This is a genomic window from Streptomyces sp. NPDC111516 (assembly GCF_055635345.1).
In genome coordinates, this window is record NZ_JBVKBV010000008.1 from 223,460 (window position 1) to 240,015 (window position 16,556).

General features: G+C 70.6%; 13 protein-coding genes. 10 read left to right on the top strand and 3 right to left on the bottom strand.

Translation table 11 applies throughout. The annotated features are described in order from the left end of the window. Positions 1 to 6 precede the first annotated feature (6 nt). From ACZ7L9_RS18190 to ACZ7L9_RS18225, 8 genes are all read left to right on the top strand, one after another. Positions 7 to 1,863 carry an acetolactate synthase large subunit gene (locus tag ACZ7L9_RS18190; RefSeq protein ID WP_471416158.1) on the top strand — a complete coding sequence of 619 codons (1,857 nt, stop codon included), beginning with the start codon at positions 7 to 9 and terminating at the stop codon, positions 1,861 to 1,863. A 22-nt stretch (positions 1,864 to 1,885) separates the two neighbouring features. After that, positions 1,886 to 2,413 (top strand): acetolactate synthase small subunit, encoded by a 528-nt coding sequence (ilvN, locus tag ACZ7L9_RS18195; RefSeq protein WP_018553223.1) that lies wholly within the window; start codon positions 1,886 to 1,888, stop codon positions 2,411 to 2,413. 102 nt (positions 2,414 to 2,515) lie between these two features. Next, entirely contained in the window at positions 2,516 to 3,517 is a 1,002-nt protein-coding gene (gene ilvC, locus ACZ7L9_RS18200; protein WP_361447182.1) for a ketol-acid reductoisomerase, read from the top strand. Positions 3,518 to 3,787: 270 nt separating this feature from the next. Continuing rightward, positions 3,788 to 5,380 (top strand): phosphoglycerate dehydrogenase, encoded by a 1,593-nt coding sequence (gene serA, locus ACZ7L9_RS18205; protein ID WP_471416159.1) that lies wholly within the window; start codon positions 3,788 to 3,790, stop codon positions 5,378 to 5,380. A gap of 80 nt (positions 5,381 to 5,460) precedes the next feature. Further along, positions 5,461 to 6,057, top strand: coding sequence for a TetR/AcrR family transcriptional regulator (locus ACZ7L9_RS18210; RefSeq protein WP_471416160.1), 597 nt, complete (start codon positions 5,461 to 5,463; stop codon positions 6,055 to 6,057). A gap of 183 nt (positions 6,058 to 6,240) precedes the next feature. Then, the gene (locus ACZ7L9_RS18215) at positions 6,241 to 8,700 is read left to right on the top strand and encodes a Tox-REase-5 domain-containing protein (RefSeq protein WP_471416161.1); all 2,460 of its coding nucleotides are present in this window, start codon (positions 6,241 to 6,243) and stop codon (positions 8,698 to 8,700) included. 105 nt (positions 8,701 to 8,805) lie between these two features. Then, positions 8,806 to 9,528 carry a hypothetical protein gene (locus tag ACZ7L9_RS18220; RefSeq protein WP_471416162.1) on the top strand — a complete coding sequence of 241 codons (723 nt, stop codon included), beginning with the start codon at positions 8,806 to 8,808 and terminating at the stop codon, positions 9,526 to 9,528. Next, a complete protein-coding gene (locus tag ACZ7L9_RS18225) occupies positions 9,525 to 10,043 on the top strand; it encodes a hypothetical protein (RefSeq protein ID WP_471416163.1) in 519 nt (172 codons plus the stop codon). Before ACZ7L9_RS18220 ends, ACZ7L9_RS18225 begins: the two co-directional genes overlap by 4 nt. Before the next feature lie 24 nt (positions 10,044 to 10,067). Here ACZ7L9_RS18225 and ACZ7L9_RS18230 read toward each other — a convergent pair whose 3' ends face one another. Then, positions 10,068 to 11,210, bottom strand: a complete 1,143-nt coding sequence (locus tag ACZ7L9_RS18230; protein WP_471416164.1) for a PucR family transcriptional regulator — start codon at positions 11,208 to 11,210, stop codon at positions 10,068 to 10,070. 179 nt (positions 11,211 to 11,389) lie between these two features. On the opposite strand from ACZ7L9_RS18230, the gene ACZ7L9_RS18235 reads away from it, so the two are divergent. Next, complete coding sequence (locus ACZ7L9_RS18235; protein ID WP_471416165.1) at positions 11,390 to 12,370, top strand: proline dehydrogenase family protein; 981 nt, start codon at positions 11,390 to 11,392, stop codon at positions 12,368 to 12,370. A 52-nt stretch (positions 12,371 to 12,422) separates the two neighbouring features. Then, complete coding sequence (gene pruA / locus ACZ7L9_RS18240; protein WP_471416166.1) at positions 12,423 to 14,054, top strand: L-glutamate gamma-semialdehyde dehydrogenase; 1,632 nt, start codon at positions 12,423 to 12,425, stop codon at positions 14,052 to 14,054. A 176-nt stretch (positions 14,055 to 14,230) separates the two neighbouring features. On the opposite strand, the gene ACZ7L9_RS18245 is transcribed toward pruA, so the two are convergent. Both ACZ7L9_RS18245 and ACZ7L9_RS18250 read right to left on the bottom strand, forming a co-directional pair. Further along, on the bottom strand, positions 14,231 to 15,655 hold the full coding sequence (locus tag ACZ7L9_RS18245; RefSeq protein WP_471416167.1) for a sensor histidine kinase: 1,425 nt from the start codon (positions 15,653 to 15,655) through the stop codon (positions 14,231 to 14,233). Beyond that, a complete protein-coding gene (locus tag ACZ7L9_RS18250; protein WP_471416168.1) occupies positions 15,652 to 16,386 on the bottom strand; it encodes a response regulator transcription factor in 735 nt (244 codons plus the stop codon). Before ACZ7L9_RS18250 ends, ACZ7L9_RS18245 begins: the two co-directional genes overlap by 4 nt. Positions 16,387 to 16,556 lie beyond the last annotated feature (170 nt).

Genomic DNA, 16,556 nt, shown 5'->3' on the forward strand with positions numbered 1-16,556 from the left:
AAGAGAATGCCGATGACCGAGCAGGCCACCGGGGCCCACCATCCCCAGCCGCGGGCCCGTAACGGCGGATCGTCCGCCGCCACCGTTGAGCACGTCACGGGCGCGCAGTCACTCATCCGGTCTCTCGAGGAGGTGGGGGCCGACACGGTATTCGGCATTCCCGGCGGCGCCATCCTTCCGGCGTACGACCCGATGATGGACTCCACCCGGGTCCGTCATGTGCTGGTCCGCCACGAGCAGGGCGCGGGGCACGCCGCCACCGGCTACGCGCAGGCCACCGGCAAGGTCGGCGTCTGCATGGCCACCTCGGGCCCCGGAGCCACCAACCTGGTCACGCCGATCGCCGACGCCCACATGGACTCCGTCCCGCTGGTCGCGATCACCGGCCAGGTCGCCTCCAAGGCGATCGGGACGGACGCCTTCCAGGAAGCCGACATCTGCGGCATCACCATGCCGGTCACCAAGCACAACTTCCTGGTCACCAGGGCCGAGGACATCCCGCACACGATCGCCGAGGCATTCCACATCGCCTCCTCCGGCCGTCCGGGACCCGTCCTCGTCGACATCGCCAAGGACGCCCTCCAGGCGCGGACCACGTTCAGCTGGCCGCCCGTCCTGGACCTGCCCGGCTACCGCCCGGTCACCAAGCCGCACGCCAAGCAGATCCGCGAAGCCGCCAAGCTCATCACCCAGGCCAAGCGCCCGGTGCTGTACGTCGGCGGAGGCGTCATCAAGGCGGGGGCCACCGCCGAACTGAGGGTCCTCGCGGAGCTCACCGGAGCGCCCGTCACCACCACGCTGATGGCGCTCGGCGCATTCCCCGACAGCCACCCGCTGCACGTCGGAATGCCGGGCATGCACGGTGCGGTCACCGCCGTCACCGCGCTGCAGAAGGCCGACCTGATCGTCGCCCTCGGAGCCCGTTTCGACGATCGCGTCACCGGCAAGCTGGACAGCTTCGCCCCGTACGCCAAGATCGTCCACGCCGACATCGACCCGGCCGAGATCGGCAAGAACCGCGAGGCCGACGTGCCGATCGTGGGCGACGCCCGCGAGGTCCTGGCCGACCTGGTCCAGGCCGTCCAGGCCGAGCACACCGAAGGTCACGTCGGTGACTACGAAGCCTGGTGGAAGGACCTCAACCGCTGGCGCGAGACGTACCCGCTCGGCTACGACCTGCCCGAGGACGGCAGCCTCTCGCCGCAGCAGGTCATCCAGCGCATCGGTGAGCTCGCCCCCGAGGGCACGATCTTCGCGGCGGGCGTCGGCCAGCACCAGATGTGGGCCTCGCACTTCATCCAGTACGAGCAGCCCGCCACCTGGCTGAACTCCGGCGGCGCCGGAACGATGGGGTACGCGGTCCCGGCCGCGATGGGTGCCAAGGCCGGCATGCCGGACCGTACGGTCTGGGCGATCGACGGCGACGGCTGTTTCCAGATGACCAACCAGGAACTCACCACCTGCGCGCTCAACAACATCCCGATCAAGGTCGCCGTCATCAACAACGGTGCGCTCGGGATGGTCCGCCAGTGGCAGACCCTGTTCTACAACCAGCGGTACTCCAACACCGTGCTGCACTCCGGTGCCGACACCGAGGGCATCCCGGCGAAGGGCACCCGCGTCCCGGACTTCGTCAAGCTGTCCGAGGCAATGGGCTGCCACGCGATCCGCTGCGAGGACCCGGCCGAGCTGGACAAGGTCATCGAAGAGGCCAATTCCATCAACGACCGCCCCGTCGTGATCGACTTCATCGTCCACGAGGACGCCATGGTGTGGCCGATGGTCGCCGCCGGCACCTCCAACGACGAGGTCATGGCCGCCCGCGGAGTCCGCCCCGACTTCGGCGACAACGAAGACGACTGAGAGACAGAGAGAGACCGACTCCATGTCCACCAAGCACACGCTCTCCGTCCTGGTCGAGAACAAGCCCGGTGTCCTCGCCCGGATCACCGCGCTGTTCTCCCGCCGCGGCTTCAACATCGACTCGCTCGCGGTCGGTACCACCGAACACCCCGACATCTCGCGCATCACCATCGTCGTCAATGTCGAGGACCTGCCTCTTGAGCAGGTGACCAAGCAGCTCAACAAGCTGGTGAACGTCCTGAAGATCGTCGAACTCGAGCCGTCCGCTGCGATCCAGCGCGAGCTCGTCCTGGTGAAGGTCCGCGCCGACAACGAGACCCGCTCCCAGATCGTCGAGATCGTCCAGCTCTTCCGCGCCAAGACCGTGGACGTCTCCCCGGAGGCCGTCACGATCGAGGCGACCGGCGGCGCCGACAAGCTGGAGGCCATGCTCAAGATGCTGGAGCAGTACGGCATCAAGGAGCTGGTCCAGTCCGGCACGATCGCCATAGGGCGCGGCGCGCGCTCGATCACCGACCGTTCGCTGCGCGCCCTCGACCGTACGGCCTGACCCGAAAGCCGCCTCGCCGCTCGTATGGCGAGACCCGAAAACGTATCTGACGCACCCCGCCGTACGGTGGGAAGCAACACCTGCACACCAAGGAGAAACCCAGTGGCCGAGCTGTTCTACGACGACGATGCCGACCTGTCCATCATCCAGGGCCGCAAGGTCGCGGTCATCGGCTACGGCAGCCAGGGCCACGCCCACGCGCTGTCGCTGCGTGACTCGGGTGTCGACGTCCGTGTCGGTCTGCACGAGGGCTCCAAGTCCAAGGCGAAGGCGGAGGAGCAGGGCCTGCGCGTGGTGACGCCGTCCGAGGCCGCCGCCGAGGCCGACGTCATCATGATCCTGGTCCCGGACCCGATCCAGGCCCAGGTCTACGAGGAGTCCATCAAGGACAACCTCAAGGACGGCGACGCGCTGTTCTTCGGTCACGGCCTGAACATCCGCTTCGACTTCATCAAGCCGCCGGCCGGCGTCGACGTCTGCATGGTCGCCCCCAAGGGCCCGGGCCACCTGGTCCGCCGTCAGTACGAGGAGGGCCGCGGCGTTCCGTGCATCGTGGCCGTCGAGCAGGACGCCTCGGGCAATGGCCTGGCGCTCGCCCTGTCGTACGCGAAGGGCATCGGCGGCACCCGCGCCGGCGTCATCAAGACGACCTTCACCGAGGAGACCGAGACCGACCTGTTCGGTGAGCAGGCCGTCCTCTGCGGTGGCACCGCCGCCCTGGTCAAGGCCGGTTTCGAGACCCTGACCGAGGCCGGCTACCAGCCGGAGATCGCGTACTTCGAGTGCCTGCACGAGCTGAAGCTCATCGTGGACCTCATGTACGAGGGCGGCCTGGAGAAGATGCGCTGGTCCATCTCGGAGACCGCCGAGTGGGGCGACTACGTCACCGGCCCGCGGATCATCACGGACGCCACCAAGGCCGAGATGAAGAAGGTCCTCGCGGAGATCCAGGACGGCACCTTCGCCAAGAACTGGATGGCCGAGTACCACAACGGTCTGCCCAAGTACAACGAGTACAAGAAGGCGGACAGCGACCACCTCCTGGAGACCACCGGCCGTGAGCTGCGCAAGCTCATGAGCTGGGTCAACGACGAGGACGCGTAACACCGACGCCCCGGGGCCGGGTCTCCTGGCCCGCCCCCGGGGCGTTTCCGCTTCACCGCTGGAAGAGGCGGCGTCGTACGTGTGTACAAGTCGTCCACCCCCGTGTGGGTGATCCTTCCATCGGGGCGCAGTATGCGTCCTGGCGCATGACTACACTTCTCCACACATACGCGTCAGGCCCACAGTGTCGTGCGTCTTCCACGCGGCAAGCCCCCTCCACCGCCTGCGGCCGTCGGGACGGCCGTCCGCACTGGACCTGTGAGGACTCACGTGAGCTCGAAACCTGTCGTACTCATCGCTGAAGAGCTGTCGCCTGCCACGGTTGACGCCCTGGGCCCGGATTTCGACATCCGGCACTGCAACGGCGCGGACCGCGCCGAGCTCCTCCCCGCGATCGCCGATGTCGACGCCATCCTGGTGCGCTCCGCCACCAAGGTCGACGCCGAGGCCATCGCCGCCGCGAAGAAGCTGAAGGTCGTCGCCCGCGCGGGCGTCGGTCTGGACAATGTCGACGTCTCCGCCGCCACCAAGGCCGGCGTGATGGTCGTCAACGCGCCGACCTCCAACATCGTCACCGCCGCCGAGCTGGCCTGCGGTCTGCTGGTCGCCACCGCGCGCAACATCCCGCAGGCCAACACCGCCCTGAAGAACGGTGAGTGGAAGCGCTCCAAGTACACCGGCGTCGAGCTGAGCGAGAAGACCCTCGGCGTCGTCGGCCTCGGCCGTATCGGCGTCCTGGTCGCGCAGCGCATGTCGGCCTTCGGTATGAAGATCGTCGCGTACGACCCCTATGTGCAGCCCGCACGCGCCGCCCAGATGGGCGTCAAGCTCCTGTCGCTGGACGAACTGCTCCAAGTCGCCGACTTCATCACCGTGCACCTGCCCAAGACCCCCGAGACGCTCGGCCTGATCGGCGACGAGGCGCTGCACAAGGTGAAGCCGTCGGTGCGCATCGTCAACGCGGCGCGCGGTGGCATCGTCGACGAGGCCGCGCTCGCCTCCGCCCTCAAGGAAGGCCGGGTCGCGGGCGCCGGCCTCGACGTGTATGCGAAGGAGCCCTGCACGGACTCCCCGCTGTTCGAGTTCGATCAGGTCGTCTGCACCCCGCACCTCGGCGCCTCCACCGACGAGGCCCAGGAGAAGGCCGGCATCGCGGTCGCCAGGTCCGTCCGGCTGGCCCTCGCCGGTGAGCTCGTGCCGGACGCGGTCAACGTCCAGGGCGGCGTGATCGCCGAGGACGTGCGCCCGGGCCTGCCGCTCGCCGAGAAGCTCGGCCGGATCTTCACCGCGCTCGCGGGCGAGGTCGCGGTCCGCCTCGACGTCGAGGTGTACGGCGAGATCACCCAGCACGACGTCAAGGTGCTCGAACTCTCCGCGCTCAAGGGCGTCTTCGAGGACGTCGTCGACGAGACCGTGTCGTACGTGAACGCCCCGCTCTTCGCGCAGGAGCGCGGTGTCGAGGTGCGCCTCACCACCAGCTCCGAGTCGCCGGACCACCGCAATGTGGTCACCGTCCGCGGCACGCTCTCGGGCGGCGAGGAAGTCGCGGTCTCCGGCACACTGGCCGGACCCAAGCACCTCCAGAAGATCGTCGCCGTCGGCGAGTACGACGTGGACCTGGCCCTGGCCGACCACATGGTGGTGCTGCGCTACGAGGACCGCCCCGGTATCGTCGGCACGGTCGGCCGGATCCTCGGCGAGGCCGGTCTGAACATCGCGGGCATGCAGGTCTCGCGGACGGGCGCGGGCGGCGAGGCGCTGGTCGTGCTCACCGTCGACGACGATGTCCCGGCTTCGGTGCTCGCCGAGATCTCCTCGGAGATCGGGGCCACGTCGGCCCGTACGGTGAACCTGACCGACTGACGGAGGCCCGAGGGCTCCGCGTACCCGGCATCTAGACGTGCGTCTTACACAAACGTCTGCATGCCGGGTACGCTGCTTTCATGGGACACCGTGAGGATCTGCTCGAAGGCGCCAAGCGCTGCCTGCTGGAGAAGGGGTACGCCCGGACCACCGCGCGCGACATCGTGGCCGCCTCCGGGACGAACCTCGCCTCCATCGGCTACCACTACGGCTCCAAGGAAGCCCTGCTCAACCTCGCCTTCCTCAAGGTGACGGAGGAATGGGGCGATGCGCTCACCGAGCAGCCGGCCGAGGCTGTGGACGGCGACAGCGAGGGCGGGTCCCAGGCGCCGCTGGACCAGTTCCGCGACACCTGGGAACGGGTGATCGACAGCTATGAGCAGACCCGGTCCGTCTGGCAGCTCCAGATGGAGGTCGTCTCCCGGATCGACCAGGACCCGGAGTTGCAGAAGGCGCTCGTGGGCCCGCAGCGCGAGGGCCGTGACGGGCTGGCCGAGAACATGCTCGGCATCGATCCCGAGACGGACCCGGAGAAGGCGCGGGTGGCCGGGCTCTTCTGCCAGGCGCTGCTCGCGGGCGTGATGGTGCAATGGCTGATGGACAGCGAATCCGCGCCGTCCGCCCAGGACCTGACGGACGGTCTGAAGGCGGTGCTGGAGGGGCGGGTGGGCCGGTAGGGCCGGGGGGCGGGGCGGCGGCCGCGGGTGTCGCGGACTCCGTGAACGCGGTGTCGATGACGGCACATCATGGGGCCCACATGGGGCCGATGTTGGGCCCGGAGGCCCATGACGCACGCAGCGGCCCGCCCCTAGGGTGAGTGACTGTCATGGCACTCACTGACGCCGGGGGGCGGGGCACGTATGTCTGCTATGGGTGGCATACCGGTTCCTGAAGGTCCGGCGCAGGGGGGTGCGGGGCGGCGGGAGCTTCCGCGCCCGCTCAACACGGTGCGAGTGCTGCTCCTCGTGCTGTTCGGCGCGACAGTCCTGGGCGCGCTCGGCCTCTTCGGTTCGGCGCTCGCGGTGGACGCGCTGGGCGCCGAAGTCATCGGCATCCTGCTGTACGCCGCCGCGCCGGGAATCCTCGGCCTGCTACTGGCGCGCCACGTACGGACCGGCGGCAAGCGGGTCTGGTGGGGACTGGTCGCCGTCCAGGTGTGGCTGGTCCTCGGCGGCGTGGCCAACATCGGGGACGGGTCGGCACACGGCTTCACCCAGCTGCTGCTCCCGGTCCTGATCCTGGTCTTCCTCACCCGGCAGCAGAGCCGGGCGTGGTTCCTGCTGCCGCCGGGGGAGCGGGGCGAGCGGCCGAAGTTCTCACTTCCGCACATGATCACCTGGCGCCGGGACCGGGGGCAGACGGCCCTGGAGTACCTGGGCCTGGTGCTGATCGTGGTCGCGCTGATCGCGGCCATGGCGCTGAGCGGCCTCGGCGGCCGGATCACCGCGGAGCTCCAGTCGGCTATCTGCTCGCTGAGCGGCTACTCGTGCCCCGCCTCCGGCGACGGCACGGGCCGGGTCGAGGCGGGACACGGCCAGGACGGCGGCGCCACGGGCGGGGGAGCCGATGGCGGAGCCGCCGGGGGAAGCGCCGCCGGCGCGGACGGCGGCACGACGGTCACGGGCGGTACCGGCTCGACGGGCGGTACGAACGGCGGCCCGGCCGGCAGCAGCGGCGGCGACGCGAGCGGCGGGAACGCGAGCGGCGGGAACGGCAGCGCGAGCGGCGGGAACGCGACCGGGGGCTCCTCCGGCGGTACGGGCGTGAGCGGCGGCACCGGGGGCCCGGACGACGGCCGTCCGGGCAGCGGAGTCGACACCTACCCCGAGAACGGCGAGGAGCCCGAGGCCGACTACGACGTACCCGCGTCCGACAAGGACGAAAACGGGAACGACCACGGCGGCGACGACAAGGCCGGGGAGGAGGACTGCGGCGGCTGGGGCTTCTTCGGCTGCGCCTGGGACCGCACGACCCAGGTCGTCAAGGGGCTCGCCGTCGACGGGTTCTGGGGCGACGTCACCGGGATCATCGACCTGTTCAAGCCCGAGACGTGGTCCGGCATCGCCGACTACGGCAAGCAACTCGGCGACCAGTGGATGCAGGACTCCAAGGACGCCGGCGACAAGTGGGGCGACGGCGACTACCTCGGCGCGGTCTGGGACTGGGGCAAGGCGTCGGTCAACACCGTGGTGAAGGTCGGCGACGACGTCTTCGTCGGCGACGAGGTCCGCGACCGCTGGAACAACGGCGAGAAGACCCGTGCCGTCACCGATGTCGTCTGGAACATCGGCTCCTTCTTCATCCCCGGCTACGACGTGGCCAAGGTCGTCGGCAAGGTCGGCAAACTCGGCAAGCTGGGCAAGGTCGTCGAAAAGGTGGCGGACGCCGCCGGAGACGCGGGCGCCGCGGCCCGTCGCGCCCGCAAGGCCGCTGAGCTCGGAGACCTCGACGGAGTCCGCAAGGCCGCCAAGGAGGCCGACGACGCCGCGGACGCGGCGGAGGACGCGGCGCGCCGGACCGGCTGCGTCATCGCCTCCGGGCCGCCCCTGGTGCGCTATGGCGGCAGCACCACGGGAGTCGGCGGCTCCGGCACCGGAGTGCTGGCCTCCGGTGCCGCCGGCCGGGTCGTCCTCGCGGACGGCGGGTGCGACGAGGCGGCCAAGGCCAAGGCCGCGGAGGCGCGCGCCCAGGAACGGGCGGCCCACCTGGAGCAGAAGCGCCTGGAGGAGCCGGAGCGCGCACGCAAGGCCGAGCTGGAGAAGAAGAAGTACCCGGAGCCGAAGCGGAACGACACCTCCGACCCGCGCAACTACAACCCGCCGTCCTGGGGCAAGGACCTCAAGGACCACAAGCTCGGCGACGCGGACCTGGGCGACGGCTACTGGGCGAGCCGCGACCGCAACCCCGCACCCAACTGGAAGAACGAGTCCTGGCTGCGGTACCAGGAGCAGATCACCGGTACCAACCGGGGCCAGGAGTACGTCGTACCGCACCCCAAGGAGGGCAAGCCGGCCGTGGAGTACGACGGCTGGGACTCGGGCAGGCAGACCTTCCTGGAGGCCAAGAACGGCTACCGCAGCTATCTGTCCCAGACCGAGCAGGGCGCGCTCACCAAGTCCGGCAAGGACAAGTTCATCGCCGAGGCACGGGCTCAGGTGGAGGCGTCCGGCGGCCGGGCCGTGGAGTGGCACTTCTCCGACCCGGAGGTGGCGAAGGCGGCCCGGAAGGCGTTCCGCGACGAGCAGCTGCCGATCAAGGTCGTCCACACCAAGCCGAAGCCGAACGACAGCACCAGGAATCCGGGTGCCTTCGACGAGTAGCCTGCATGCGGTGGTGCCCGGCGGTGCCGGGGCACGCGATTCCGGCGTGATCCGGACGAGGCCCTGGGACCTGCCCGACGGACGAAGCTTGACGGAGGAAAGTGCATGCGACGTGTGGTGCGGGGCTTCTGGGGCCCCCGTCCGGAGCCGGCCGAAGCGCTCGCGGGACGCTGGAAACGGACGCTGGACGGGCTCATGGAACTGCTCCCCGAAGCGGCGTCGGCGAGCGGCGCGGCGGGAGGCGGACCCTGGCGGCACGTCCACGGCTCCGGGCCCGGGACCGAACTGCCGGCGGACGAGGGAGCACTGCTCGGCGCCCTGCGGGTGGCGCAGGCGGCCGAGGACTGGTCCGACCTCACGGGCACCGCGCTGCGGCTGGTCCGCACGGGTGCGCCCGGCTGGCAGACGGAGATCAGCGGACTGGGCGGGGGCGCCCCGGAGTTCCTGCTCCAGTCGCTCGTGGTGACGCTCCACGCGCCGGACAGGGCCGAGGTTCCGGAGGCCGAACTCCTCGCCGTCCTCGCCCGGGTGTGGGAGCCGGACTTCGGTGACGTGAGCGACGACGACGTGTTCGACGCGCTGGAGGACGACGCCGGGTTCTCCATCGGCGATCCCGTCGTGGGCCGGGTCGGATATCTCTCCCCGGGCCGGGCGGCCCTCGTCCCGGACAGCCTGAAGGCGGCCCGTGAGGAACTGCCCGGCGGCGGCGTGCTCCTGCGCATCGCGGACCCCGGTGCGAGCGCGGAGGTCGTGACGGCCTACGAGCGGCTTCGCGAGGCCGGGGCGCTCGATCCGCTGCCCCGCCCGATGGACCGGGCCGTCCTGTGAGCTCCCGCGCCGGGGAGACCTTCGCCGCGGCCCGCGCGCTGGCCGACATCGAGGAACTGCTGGCCGGCCCCGTACCGGCGACCGGGCCCACCGCGGCCGAGGGAGATCCGGAGACGGGGGAGTGGACCGCGACCGGCGGCGAGGGCTTCCGCGTCATCCCGCTCTGGGAGGGCGACCCACTGACCGGGGTGTACGCCCCCGAGTGGAACGACGCCGAGGACGCGGCCGAGGCCCATCTCGCCGCCCTCGTCGAGGAACTGGACCGCAGATGGGGCCCGCACCGTGCGGTGCCGCTGCACCTGCCGCTGCTGCGCCGTCAGGAGGGCGCCCCCGTCGAGCCGCTGTTCGACGCACTGCTCGACGAGGATCTCTACGGTGACCTGTCCGTCTGGGGCCCGGTCGGCGGTACGGACCGCTGGGTCGGCGTGAGCGTGGGGCACAGCGACGGCGACGCACCGCTGGTGCTGGCGGCCCTCGTCAGCACCAGACCGGTCACCGCCCCGGATGAGCGCTGAGAGTCTCTCGGGTTCGGCGCATGGTCAGAGCCGGGCGCTCTTGAGCGCCATGTGCAGCAGCAGCCGGTCCTCGCCGTCGTTCAGATCGAGGCCGGTGAGCTGCTGGACCCGGGAGAGCCGGTAGTAGAGCGTCTGGCGATGGATGCCGAGCGCGGCGGCCGTCCGGGACGCCTGGCCCGCACAGTCGAGGAACACCTCCGCGGTGCGGGCCAGATCCTGGTGCGGCGGGGTGAGCAGGGCGCGCACCGCGGCGTCCGCGGCCGCCTCGGCGGGGAGCGCGGTCAGCAGCCGGTACGGGCCGATCGCCGACCACTCGGCGACCGGGCCGAAGCGGGCCTCGGCCGCCGCCGCGCGGGCCGCGGCCGAGGCCTCGTGCCAGGCCGCCGCCAGCTCCGCCAGACCCCGGCGGGGCACCGCGACCCCGGCGGTGGCGTACCGGTCCGCGGAGGCACGCAGTCGGTCCGCGGCGGTCAGCGCCGGGTCGAGGACATCGGTGGAGCGCAGCCGGACCAGTGCGGCCAGCGAGGTGGCCCCGGCGGCCCCCGGGGCCGGTACCGAGGTCAGCGCCGCCGCCGAGGGCACCGTACGGACCGACGGCGGATCGTCGGTCCACGGGGTCACGCACACCAGCGTGTGCAGCCCCTCCGCGTCCCGGCCCAGCGCCTCGTGCAGCGCGGCCACCGCCATGTCGTGCTGCCAGCCCCGCCCGGCGGTGAGGACCGCACCGAACTCCCGGGACAGGTCCGTGCCGGCCCGCGCCTCGTCGGAGAGCAGCCCCCCGATCCGGGCCGCCACCTCCATCGCCGCGTTCAGCTGCTCGTCGGTCGGTCCGGGGTCCGCGTCGAGCAGCCACACGTAACCGAGCACGACACCTCGATGGCGTACGGGCAGACAGATCCGGCCCCGGAACACCCCGGCCTCCGGGGCGGCCGGAATGCGGACCGGGCCGGTGGCGCGGGCGATGCCGAACCCCTCGAACCAGGCGCGGACCGCGGGTGTGGAGCGCCTGGTCAGGATCGAGCGGGTGCGGACCGGGTCCATCGCCGTGTCGTCGTCGCTGTCGTGGGCGCCGAAGGCGACCAGGCCGAAATCCCGGTTCTCCAGCGTCGCGGGGGCGCCGAGCAGCCCCGAGATCTCGTCGACCAGCTCCTGGTAATCGCCCTTCACCCGGCCATTCTCGCACCGCTTCAGACATATGTCTGAGAACCCGGGAACGGATGCGTGACAGCTGTCGATGGCACACGATCGGAGGGATCCTTAGATTTCACGGTGGTTCTCCGTGCTGTACCGCTTTGTTCCCCCTCTGCCGGTACGGCCTTCGTTCGTACTTTCCGTGGAGGTGCCCCGTGCTGGGTCCCGTGATTCTCGCCGCGTCCCGCAGCGACAAGATGCGCCGTTTCATCTCGGCCGCACCTGGCACCAAGCAGGTCGTCGCCCGGTTCATCGCCGGTGAGACCGTCGACCAGGTCGTCCCGGTCATCGAGGACGCCGCCGACAAGGGCCTCGAAGTCACCCTCGACGTGGTGGGCGAGGACATCACCACCCCCGAGCAGGCCGCCGCCGCTCGCGACGCCTACCTCGAACTGGTGGGCCGCCTCAAGGACCTCGGCCTGGGCACCAAGGCCGAGATGTCCATCAAGCTCTCCATGTTCGGCCAGTCCCTCCCGTCGCCCACCACCGCCCTTGACGGAGGGCCCTCCGGGCCCGACGCCCGATTCCCGGGCGGACACGAGCTGGCCCTCGCCAACGTCCGCCCGGTCGTCGAGGCCGCCGCCGAGATCGGCACCACGGTCACGCTGGACGCCGAGGACCACACCACCCTCGACTCGATGTTCGCCATCCACGAGGAGCTGCGGAAGGACTTCCCGCAGACCGGCTGTGTGATCCAGGCGTACCTGTTCCGCACCGAGGAGGACGCCCGTCGCCTGGCCGCCGCCGGCAGCCGCGTCCGCATCGTGAAGGGCGCATACAAGGAGCCCGCCTCCGTCGCGTACCAGGACAAGGCCGACATCGACAAGGCGTACGTCCGTATCCTGAAGACCCTGATGGAGGGCGAGGGCTACCCGATGATCGGGTCGCACGACCCGCGTCTGATCGCCATCACCCAGGAGCTCGCCCGCAAGGCGGGGCGCAAGCTGGACGAGTACGAGTTCCAGATGCTGTACGGCATCCGCAGCGACGAGCACCTCCGGCTCGCGGCCGAGGGTCACCGGATGCGCGTCTACACCGCGTACGGCACGGACTGGTACGGCTACTTCATGCGCCGCCTCGCGGAGAAGCCGGCGAACCTGCTGTTCTTCGGCCGCTCCATCCTCACCAAGGGCTGACCTGCCCGCCCCGCTGCCCCCCACCCCGCTGAAGCAAGGAGACAAGGCACTCATGGACGCTGTGACCCAGGTCCCCGCGCCGGTCAACGAGCCGGTCCACTCCTACGCCCCGGGCTCCCCGGAGCGCGCCCGCCTGGAGGTGAAGCTCAAGGAGCTCAGCCAGAACCCGATCGACCTTCCGATGACCATCGGCGGCGAGAAGCGGATGGGCGGCGGCGAGCGCTTCGACGTCGTGCAGCCGCACAACCACAAGGCCGTCATCGGTACGTTCGCGGGCGCCACGCAGAAGGACGCGCAGGACGCCATCGACGCCGCGCTGGCCGCTGCCCCGGCCTGGCGCGCGATGTCCTTCGACGACCGTGCCGCGATCATCCTGCGCGCCGCCGAGCTGCTGTCCGGCCCGTGGCGCGAGACGCTGGCCGCGTCCACGATGCTCGGCCAGTCGAAGACCGCCCAGCAGGCCGAGATCGACACCCCCTGTGAGCTCGTCGACTTCTGGCGCTTCAACGTGCACTACGCGCGCCAGATCCTGGCCGAGCAGCCCCCGGCCAACTCGCCGGGCGTGTGGAACCGCATGGACCACCGCCCGCTGGAGGGCTTCGTCTACGCGATCACGCCGTTCAACTTCACGGCGATCGCGGGCAACCTGCCCACCGCCCCCGCCCTCATGGGCAACGTCGTGGTGTGGAAGCCGTCCCCGACGCAGACCCACGCCGCCGTGCTGCTGATGCAGCTTCTGGAAGAGGCCGGTCTGCCCAAGGGCGTCATCAACCTGGTGACGGGCGACGGCATCGCCGTCTCCGAGGTGGCCCTGAACCACCGCGACCTGGCCGGTATTCACTTCACCGGTTCGACCCCCACCTTCCAGCACCTGTGGAAGACGGTCGGCAACAACATCGCCAACTACCGCACCTACCCGCGGCTCGTCGGCGAGACCGGCGGCAAGGACTTCGTCGTCGCCCACCCGTCGGCCGACCACGCCGTCCTGAAGACCGCGCTGACCCGTGGCTCCTTCGAGTTCCAGGGCCAGAAGTGCTCGGCTTCCTCCCGTGCGTACATCCCGGCCTCCATCTGGAACTCCGGTTTCAAGGAGAAGTTCGCGGCCGAGGTCGACTCCATCACCATGGGTGACGTCACCGACCTGTCGAACTTCATCGGTGCCGTCATCGACGAGCGCTCGTTCGCCAAGAACAAGGCCGCGATCGACCGCGCCAAGGCCGACCCGTCCTGCACGATCATCGCGGGCGGCACGTACGACGACTCGGTGGGCTACTTCGTCCGCCCGACCGTCATCGAGTGCACGGACCCGGCCAACGAGGTCTTCACGACCGAGTACTTCGGCCCGATCCTCGCCGTTCACGTCTACGAGGACGACGCGTACGACGCGATGCTGGAGCAGATGGAGTCGGTCTCCGACTACGCGCTGACCGGTTCCGTCATCGCGGGCGACCGCGCCGCGGCCGCGTACACGATGGAGAAGCTGCGCTACGCAGCGGGCAACTTCTACATCAACGACAAGTCGACCGGTGCCGTCGTCGGCCAGCAGCCCTTCGGCGGTGGCCGTGCCTCGGGTACGAACGACAAGGCGGGCGCCCCGCAGAACCTGCAGCGCTGGACCCTGACCCGGGCCATCAAGGAGACGCTGGTTCCGCCGACCGAGTACACCTACCCCCACCAGGGCTGACCCCCTCCGGGGCGCCGCACACCCCCCGGCGCCCCGCCACGATTCCCGCCTCCCGCCCGGTTCCCCTGCCGGCCGGGAGGCGGTTTCCATTTCCGGGCCGGGCCCGACCCTCCGGTGCGGTGACCGGGGCGCACGGTGTCAGAGCCTGTCGGGTGACCTCTGATCGGGCCAGGCTCTCAGCCGGGGAGTGTCAGGCGGAAGGTGGTGTGTCCCGGGCGGCTGGTGACGGTAACGGTTCCGCCGTGGGCCGTGATGACGGCCTGGACGATGGCGAGGCCGAGACCGGTGCTTCCGGTGCTGCGGGAGCGGGCGTGATCGGCGCGGACGAAGCGCCCGAAGACCTCCGGCTGGAGCTCTTCGGGGATGCCCGGCCCGTTGTCGCCCACGCTCACGGTGACGCCGGGCTGATCGGCGGCGAGGGCGATGGTCACCTCGGTCCCGGGCGGGGTGTGGGTGCGGGCATTGACGAGGAGGTTTCCGATGGCCTGCTGGAGCCGGTGGACGTCGCCGGTGACGGTGACCGGATTTTCGGGGAGGTCGAGGAGCCAGCGGTGGCCGGGGCCGGCGGCGCGTGCGTCGTCTGTCGCGTTCAGGATCAGCAGGGTCAGATCGACCGGCTCGTGTTCGAGAGGGCGTCCGGCGTCCAGGCGGGCGAGGAGGAGCAGGTCGTCGACGAGGCGGGTCATGCGCTGTGACTCGCCGTCGATGCGTTCCAGGGCGTGGCGTACCGGGCCGGGGACGGGGCCGTGGTGACGCAGGGCGAGTTCGGCGTGGCCCCGGATGTTGGCGACGGGGGTGCGTAGTTCGTGGCTGGCGTCGGCGGCGAAGTGCCGGAGCCGTTCCTCGCCGGCCTGGCGGCGGGTGAGGGCGTTCTCGATGTGCTCGAGCATGTGGTTGAGGGCGGTGCCGACCTGGCCGACCTCGGTGCGGGGGTCGGTGTCCGGGAGCGGTCCGGGCATGGCGATCTCGCCGCTGGCGAGCGGCAGCCCGGCTACCTCCGCGGCCCGGGCGGTGACCCGCTGGAGGGGCCGTAGGGAGATGCGCACCCACAGGGCCCCGGCGATGCCGGTGACCGCGAGGGCAGCGCCGAACAGCACCCCTTCGACGGCTTCGAGGCGGTGAACGGTCTCCTCCACCGGGTGCAGGGGCAGCCCGGTGATCAGGGTGTCCTGGTCGTCGCCCTGGACAGCCGTGACGCGGTAGGCCCCCAGAGCGGAGAGGCGGATGCTGTGTCCGTGTCCGTCCACGGGTATCCCCGCCAGGGCGCGGCGGTCCCCGGGGGCGAGGGGGAGGGGGCGGTCGGTCGCCTCGTCGACGACGGCGGCCTGGGTGACGGAGCCGTTCAGGAGGCGGGCGCCGAAGGTCGATTCGGCCTGGCCCCGGGTGTCGGGGCGGTTGTCGGCGTCGGGTTTGGCCTCGTGTTCCAGGCTGGCAGCGAACCGGCCGCCGGAGGCGGAGAGCTGTTCGTCGAGGCGTCCCATCAGGAATCCTCGCAGGGCGAGGGCGGTGGTGATGCCGACGGCGAGGCAGGCGAGGGCGAGCAGGGTGACGAGTCCGGCGGTGAGCTGGGCACGCAGGGTGCGGGGTGGCGGGCGTCTCATGGGGATTCCGGCTTGAGGACGTAGCCGACGCCGCGCACGGTGTGGATCATCGGGGTGCGTCCGGCGTCGATCTTCTTGCGCAGGTAGCTGATGTAGAGCTCGACGACGTGGGCGCGGCCGCCGAAGTCGTAGGCCCAGACCCGGTCGAGGATCTGGTCCTTGGACAGCACTCGGCGCGGGTTGCGCATCAGGAAGCGCAGGAGCTCGAACTCGGTCCGGGACAGGTCGACGGTGGTCCCGGCGCGTCTGACCTCCCTGGCTTCCTCGTCCATGGTGAGGTTCCCGACGGTGAGCCGGTGTGCCCCCGGCTCGGCGGTCATGCCGGCCCGCCGGAGCAGCCCGCGCAGCCGGGCCAGGACCTCTTCCAGGCTGTAGGGCTTGGTGACGTAGTCGTCGCCGCCGGCGGTGATGCCGGCGATGCGGTCCTCGACCGCGTCGCGGGCGGTGAGGAACAGCACGCACACATGTGGCGTCTCGCGCCGCAGTGCGCGCAGGACCTGGAGGCCGTTCAGGTCGGGCAGCATCCAGTCCAGGACCACCGCGTCGGGCCGGAAGTCGCGGGCGGTGGTGAGGGCGGTCGTGCCGTCGGCGGCGGTGCGGACCTGCCAGCCCTCGCTGGTCATGACTCCGGCCAGAACGTCGGTGACGTCGGGTTCGTCGTCGACGACGAGGATCCGCACGGGTTCTCCGTCGGGGCGGTGCAGCGGGGATTGCGTACGCGGCTCGTCCATGGTTCCTCCAGCATCCCCCGGCGCAGGCCGTCGCGGGGCGGGCCGTGTCTTTGAGTTTCCTCTCAATCAGCGCTGAGAGCGGCCGGCGGGGCTGTTTCAGAAGGTACACAGAGGTTCGACTGTGAGGCTTGGCCGCCCATCGCCGGAGCGAGTCCTATCCGGAGGAGCCC

Bases quoted from the DNA above. Each gene is read 5' to 3' on its own strand.
- pruA (WP_471416166.1), top strand. From the start codon at position 12,423: ATGGACGCTGTGACCCAGGTCCCCGCGCCGGTCAACGAGCCGGTCCAC.
- ACZ7L9_RS18215 (WP_471416161.1), top strand. From the start codon at position 6,241: ATGTCTGCTATGGGTGGCATACCGGTTCCTGAAGGTCCGGCGCAGGGG.
- ACZ7L9_RS18220 (WP_471416162.1), top strand. From the start codon at position 8,806: ATGCGACGTGTGGTGCGGGGCTTCTGGGGCCCCCGTCCGGAGCCGGCC.
- ACZ7L9_RS18190 (WP_471416158.1), top strand. From the start codon at position 7: ATGCCGATGACCGAGCAGGCCACCGGGGCCCACCATCCCCAGCCGCGG.
- ACZ7L9_RS18250 (WP_471416168.1), bottom strand. From the start codon at position 16,386: ATGGACGAGCCGCGTACGCAATCCCCGCTGCACCGCCCCGACGGAGAA.
- ilvN (WP_018553223.1), top strand. From the start codon at position 1,886: ATGTCCACCAAGCACACGCTCTCCGTCCTGGTCGAGAACAAGCCCGGT.
- ACZ7L9_RS18210 (WP_471416160.1), top strand. From the start codon at position 5,461: ATGGGACACCGTGAGGATCTGCTCGAAGGCGCCAAGCGCTGCCTGCTG.
- ACZ7L9_RS18245 (WP_471416167.1), bottom strand. From the start codon at position 15,655: ATGAGACGCCCGCCACCCCGCACCCTGCGTGCCCAGCTCACCGCCGGA.